The sequence below is a fragment of the Streptomyces sp. NPDC096079 genome (assembly GCF_040303145.1).
In the GTDB taxonomy this organism is placed as follows: domain Bacteria; phylum Actinomycetota; class Actinomycetes; order Streptomycetales; family Streptomycetaceae; genus Streptomyces.
The window spans coordinates 1-6530 of record NZ_JBEOST010000050.1 but is presented as its reverse complement, the minus strand read 5'-3'; the positions used below and the strand labels follow the sequence as shown (position 1 = coordinate 6530).

The window sequence follows — 6530 nt, the reverse complement described above, 5'->3', positions numbered from 1 at the left end:
ACGCCGCCGCCAACACCTTCCTCGACGCCCTCGCCCACCACCGCCACACCCACGGACAACCCGCCACCAGCCTCGCCTGGGGACTCTGGGACGAGGGCGGCATGGGCGAGCGGCTGACCGCGACGGACCTCGCGCGGCTGCGCCGCTCCGGGATCGTGCCGATGCCTCCGGAGGAGGCGCTGCGGATGCTGGACACGGCGCTCGGCTCGACGGAGGCGCTGCTCTACCCGGCGCGGCTGGACCTGAACGCCCTGCGGACCCTCGCGGCCGCCGGGACGGGCCCGGAGCCGCTGCTCGGCCTGGTGCGCGGCGGGCCGGTCCGGCGCAGTGCCGCTGCCGGCACGGGTGCCCGGGGCGCCGGTGGCGCGGTGCCGCTCGCGGACCGGCTCGCGGCGGTGCCGGCGGAGGGCCGCGAGGAGCTGGTGCTCGCTCTGGTGCGGGAGCACGTGGCGGCGGTCCTCGGGCACGGCTCACCGGACCGGATCGACGCGGAACGCGGGCTTCTGGACCTCGGCTTCGACTCGCTGACGGCGGTGGAGTTCCGCAACCGGCTCAACGCCGTGACGGGGCTGCGGCTGCCGACGACGGTGGTCTTCGACCACCCCACGCCGGCGGCCCTCGCCCGGCACCTGCTCGACGAGCTGGCCGTGACGGCCGCCCCGGCGGGGTCCACGGGGCCGGTCGATCCGCTGGAGGCGATCGAGCGCCTGGAGGAGCTGCTGCGGCAGCACTCGGCGGGGACCGCCGCGCGGGACGCGGCGGAGGCGGCCGAGATCACCCAGCGGCTGCAGTCGGTGCTGCAGGGCTGGCACGGCGTGAGCGCCTCCCTCGGCGAGCCCGCGGCCGACGACCTCGGCTCCGCGACGGACGACGAGCTCTTCGAAGCCCTCGACAAGGAGCTCGGCCTGTCCTGATCCCCGCCCGGCGCCCGGCGCCATCCCGTCCATCCCTCTTTTCGACAGCAGTGAAGGTTGAGCTCCCGTGGCGAACAACGCTCCCGTGGCGAACGTGGCGAACAACGAAGACAGACTGCGCGACTACCTCAAGCGCGCGACCACCGACCTGAGGCTGGCGCGCCGCCGGATCTCGGAGATCGAGCAGGCCCGGCACGAGCCGATCGCGATCGTCGGCATGGCCTGCCGCTACCCGGGCGGGGTGTCCTCGCCCGAGGACCTGTGGAAGCTGGTCAGCGAGGGCACCGACGCCATCGGGCCGTTCCCGGACGACCGCGGCTGGGACGAGGACCTGTACGACCCGGACCCGGAGGCCGTCGGCAGGTCGACGACGGCCCGCGGCGGGTTCCTCTACGACGCGGCGCGGGCGGACGCGTCCTTCTTCGGCCTGAGCCCGCGCGAGGCGATGGCCACCGATCCGCAGCAGCGGCTGCTCCTGGAGACGGCCTGGGAGGTGTTCGAGCGGGCCGGCATCGACCCGACGACGCTGCGCGGCAGTGACACCGGGGTCTTCGCCGGAGTGATGTACAACGACTACGCCTCGCGGCTGCGGCCGGCCCCCGAGGAGTACGAGGGCTATCTCGCCAGCGGCAGCCTCGGCAGCGTGGCCTCGGGCCGCCTCGCCTACGTCTACGGCCTCGAAGGCCCCGCGGTGTCCGTGGACACGGCCTGCTCCTCGTCCCTGGTGGCGCTGCACCTCGCGGTGCAGTCGCTGCGGCAGGGCGAGTGCTCGCTCGCCCTCGCGGGCGGCGCGACGGTGATGGCCACGCCCAACACCTTCGTGGAGTTCAGCCGTCAGCGGGGACTGTCCGCCGACGGCCGCTGCAAGGCCTTCTCGGCGACGGCCGACGGCACCGGCTGGAGCGAGGGCGTCGGCCTGCTGCTCGTCGAGCGGCTCTCCGACGCCGTCCGCAACGGCCACCCGGTCCTCGCCGTCGTGCGCGGCAGCGCGACCAACCAGGACGGCGCCAGCGGCCGTCTGACGGCGCCGAACGGTCCGTCCCAGGAGCGGGTCATCCGCCAGGCGCTCGCCAACGCCCAGCTGACCTCCGACCAGGTGGACGCGGTCGAGGCGCACGGCACCGGCACGACCCTGGGCGACCCGATCGAGGCGCAGGCCCTGATCAACACGTACGGGCGGGAGCGCGACGCCGAACGCCCGCTGTGGCTGGGCTCGCTGAAGTCCAACATCGGCCACACGCAGGCCGCGGCGGGTGTCGGCGGCGTCATCAAGATGGTGATGGCGATGCGCAACGGCACGCTGCCGCGCACGCTGCACGTGGACAGGCCGACGGACCACGTCGACTGGTCGGCGGGCACCGTGCGGCTGCTCACCGAGGAGCAGCCGTGGACGGCCGCCGACACGGCTCCGCTGCGGGCCGCCGTGTCCTCGTTCGGCATCAGCGGCACCAACGCGCACGTCGTGATCGAGCAGGCGACGGAGCTGCTGGTCGCACGGCACGCGGAGCAGCCCGACGGCGAGCCGGCCGCGCGGGACGCGGCGGACGGCACGGCGGCCGAGGCCGGCGGCGACGGCGCGCCGGCCGGCACCGCGGAGTCCTCGGACGAGGCCGCCGCGCTCCCCACCCTTCCGTGGCTGCTGTCGGCGAAGTCGGAGCCGGCCCTCCGCGAGCAGGCACGTCTCCTGCACACGTACGCGACCGAGCACCCGGACGCCCCGCCGCAGGACGTCGCGGGCGCGCTCGCGGCCCGCACCCGCTTCGACCACCGCGCCGTCGTCGACGCGGCGGACGGCCGCGAGGCGCTGCTCACCGCTCTGGACGCGCTCGCCGAGGGCGCCGAGGCCGCCGGACTGACCACCGGCTCCGTCCTCAGCGGCAGGACCGCCTTCCTCTTCACCGGCCAGGGCAGCCAGCGCCTCGGCATGGGCCGCGAACTGTACGAGTCCCACCCGGTGTTCGCCGCCGCGTTCCACGAGGTGTGCGACCGTTTCGACGCGATCCTGGACCGGCCGCTGCACGAGGTGATGTGGGGCCAGGACGCGGCGACGCTCAACCGGACGCAGTACGCGCAGGCCGCGCTCTTCACCCTGCAGACCGCGCTCTACCGGACCCTGGAGCACCACGGTCTGGTCCCCGACGCGCTGATCGGCCACTCGATCGGCGAGATCGCCGCCGCGCACGCCGCCGGCGTCCTGGACCTGCGCGACGCCGTCACGCTGGTCGCGGTGCGCGGCCGTCTGATGCAGGCCGCCCGCGGCGACGGCGCGATGCTCGCCGTGCGCGCCTCGGAGGAGGAGGTGCGGGAGGTCCTCGCCGGTGTCGAGGACGATCTGGACGTCGCGGCGGTGAACGGTCCGGAGGCGACGGTGATCTCCGGCTCGCAGGGCGCGGCCGAGGCGGTGGCGCAGCACTTCGCGGCGCTGGGCCGCAAGACCACCCGCCTGACGGTCAGTCACGCCTTCCACTCCGCGCACATGGACGAGGTCCTCGCCGACTTCCGCACGGCGATCGAGGGCCTGACCTTCCACGCCCCCAAGATTCCCGTCATCTCCAACGTGACCGGCCTGCCCGCCACCGGCGACGACCTGATCACCCCCGACTACTGGGCCCGCCACATCCGCGGAGCCGTCCGCTTCCACCCCGGCATCCAGCACCTCGAAGCCAACGGCACCAGCCGGTTCGTGGAGCTCGGCCCCGACGCCACCCTCACGGCGCTCGCGCAGGACACCCTCACCGAGCCGGCCGTCCTCGCGCCCACCCTGCGCAAGAACGCGCCCGAGTCCACGACGCTGGCCACCGCGCTCGCCCGTCTCCACACGGCGGGGCACACGCCCGCCACCTGGCGGCCCGAGGCCCCGGCTCCGTCCGTGGAGGGGCTGCCCACCTACGCGTTCCAGCGCGAGCGCTTCTGGCTGTCGCCCGGCACGGTGACGACGGACGTCGCGTCCGCCGGTCTCGTGGCCTCCGAGCATCCGCTGCTCGGCGCCGTGGTGACGCTCGCGGACAGCGACCAGCTGGTGTTCACCGGCCGGATCTCGACGCGCACCCACGCCTGGCTCGCCGACCACACCATCGGCGGCACCACGCTGCTCCCCGGCACGGCCCTCGCCGATCTCGCCCTGCACGCCGCCGGCCACACCGACACGCCCACGCTGGAGGAGCTCACCCTGGAGTCCCCGCTGGTGCTGCGGGCGGACACTCCGGTGACCCTGCACGTCACGGTGGGCCCGGCGGCCGGGGACGGCAGCCGGACGATCGCGGTGCACTCGCGCACGGACGAGGCCGAGTCCTGGACCCGGCACGCCTCGGGCACCCTGTCGGACACGGCCGAGGCGCCCGAGGAGCTGCCGTGGCCGCCGCCGGGCGAGCGCGTCGACCTCACGGGCGCGTACGAGGAGCTGCACGCCCACGGCTACACCTACGGCCCCGCGTTCCAGGGCCTCACGGCGCTCTGGCGGGACGGCGACGACCTCTACGCCGAGATCGAGCTCCCCGAGGGCGTCGACGCCGCGGGGCACACCCTGCACCCCGCCCTCCTCGACGCGGCCCTCCACCCGTGGGCGCGCGAGGTCATGGGCGAGGACGCCGAGAGCGTGCTGCTGCCCTTCAGCTGGCAGGGCGTGACGCTGCACGCCGTGGAGGCGACCCGGGTGCGGCTGCGGCTGACCCGGACCGGCGAGGACACCGTACGGCTGCGGCTGACCGATCCGGCGGGCGCTCCGGTCGCCACGGTGGCGGCCGTCACCGCGCGGGCCGGCGCGCTGGCGGATCTCTCGGCCGGCGCGGACGGGCCGGGTGCCGGGCGGACGCCGCTGCTCCTGGTCGACTGGAAGCCGCTGCCCGCGGCCGGGACTCCGAGCCCGGCGCCGGAGGCGGTCGTCGTGCTCGGCCCGGACCCGCTGGGCCTGGCCGAGGCGCTCGGCGCGCCGGCCCACCCCGATGCCGCCGCGCTGCACGCGGCCGTCGCGGCGGGCGCCGGAGCGCCGGGCGTCGTGCTCGCCACCTTCCTCGACGAGTCGCCGGCCGCGGACGACCTGACGGCGGCCGTCGGACTTCCGTCGCGGGTCGAGGCGTTGAGCGCCCGGGCGCTCGCGCTGACGCAGGACTGGCTGGAGTGGGAGTGGCCGGCCGACGCCCCGGCGGAGCCCCGGTTCGTGGCCGTGACCCGGGGCGCCGTGGCCGCGAGGCCCGGCCCGGAGATCCGGGACCTGGCCGCGTCCGCCGTGTGGGGCCTGCTGCGCGCGGCACGGACCGAACACAGCGACCGGTTCGGCCTGTTGGACCTCGACGACGTCGCCGAGGAGCGTACGGAGGGGCTGGCCGCCGCCGTGTCGGCGCTGCTCGCCGGGGAGGAGCACCAGCTCGCGGTGCGCGACGGCGGTGTCTACGCGCCGCGTCTGGTGCGGGCCGACCGGGCGCCCGAGGTGCTGGTGCCGCCGAAGGACACGCCGTTCTGGCGGCTCGACGTGCACAGCTCCGGCACCCTGGGCAATCTGGCGCTGCTGCCCGCCCCGGAGGCCGGCGCGCCGCTGGGCCACGGCGAGGTGCGGGTCCAGGTGCGGGCCGCGGGCCTGAACTTCCGTGACGTCCTCGTGGGGCTCGGGATGTACCCGGGCGACGAGGCGCGGATCGGCGGCGAGGCGGCCGGTGTCGTCCTGGAGACGGGGCCCGGCGTGACCTCGGTGGCGGTCGGCGACCGGGTGATGGGTCTGTTCCCGCTGGGCGCGATCGGTCCCGTCGCGGTGACCGACCACCGCTGGGTGTCCCGGATGCCGCAGGGCTGGACGTTCACGGACGCGGCGGTGATCCCGGTCGTGTTCCTCACCGCGTACTTCGGCCTGGAGGACCTGGCGAAGGTGCGCCGGGGCGAGTCGCTGCTCGTGCACGCGGCGACCGGCGGCGTGGGCATGGCCGCGCTGCAGCTCGCGCACCACTGGGGCCTGGAGGTCTACGGCACGGCGAGCAGGCCCAAGTGGGACGTGCTGCGTTCGCTGGGCGTGGCCGAGGACCGCATCGCCTCCACCCGGACGCTCGACTTCGAGGAGCAGTACCGGGAGGCCACCGGCGGCCGGGGCTTCGACGTGGTGCTGAACTCGCTGGCGCAGGAGTTCGTGGACGCGTCACTGCGGCTGCTCGCGCCGGGCGGCCGGTTCCTGGAGATGGGCAAGACGGACATCCGTGACGAGGCCGAGGTGCGGGAGCGGCACCCGGGCGTGTCCTACACCGCGTACGACCTGATGCGGGTGGAGCCCGAGCGGGTCCAGGAGATGCTGGTCGAGCTGGTGCGGCTGTTCGAGTCCGGGGAGCTGCGGCGGCTGCCGGTGACGGCGTGGGACGTGAGCCACGCGCCGGAGGCGCTGCGGTATCTGAGCCAGGCCCGGCACACGGGCAAGGCGGTCCTGACGCTGCCGGCTCCGCCGGACCCGGAGGGGACGGTGCTCATCACGGGTGGCACCGGGGTGCTGGGAAGCATGCTGGCCCGTCATCTGGTGACGCGCCACGGCGCACGCCACCTCGTGCTCACCAGCCGACGCGGCCCCGACGCACCCGGCGCCACACAACTCGCCACCGAACTCACCCAACTCGGCGCCCACATCCGCATCGAAGCCTGCGA

At 75.3% G+C, this 6530-nt stretch carries 2 protein-coding genes; both read left to right on the top strand.

The window, feature by feature from the left end:
* A partial coding sequence (locus ABTY59_RS37590; RefSeq protein WP_352023654.1) for a phosphopantetheine-binding protein occupies window positions 1–914 on the top strand: 914 nt, incomplete at its 5' end.
* A 67-nt stretch (window positions 915–981) separates the two neighbouring features.
* A partial coding sequence (locus tag ABTY59_RS37585) for a beta-ketoacyl synthase N-terminal-like domain-containing protein (RefSeq protein ID WP_352023653.1) occupies window positions 982–6530 on the top strand: 5549 nt, incomplete at its 3' end.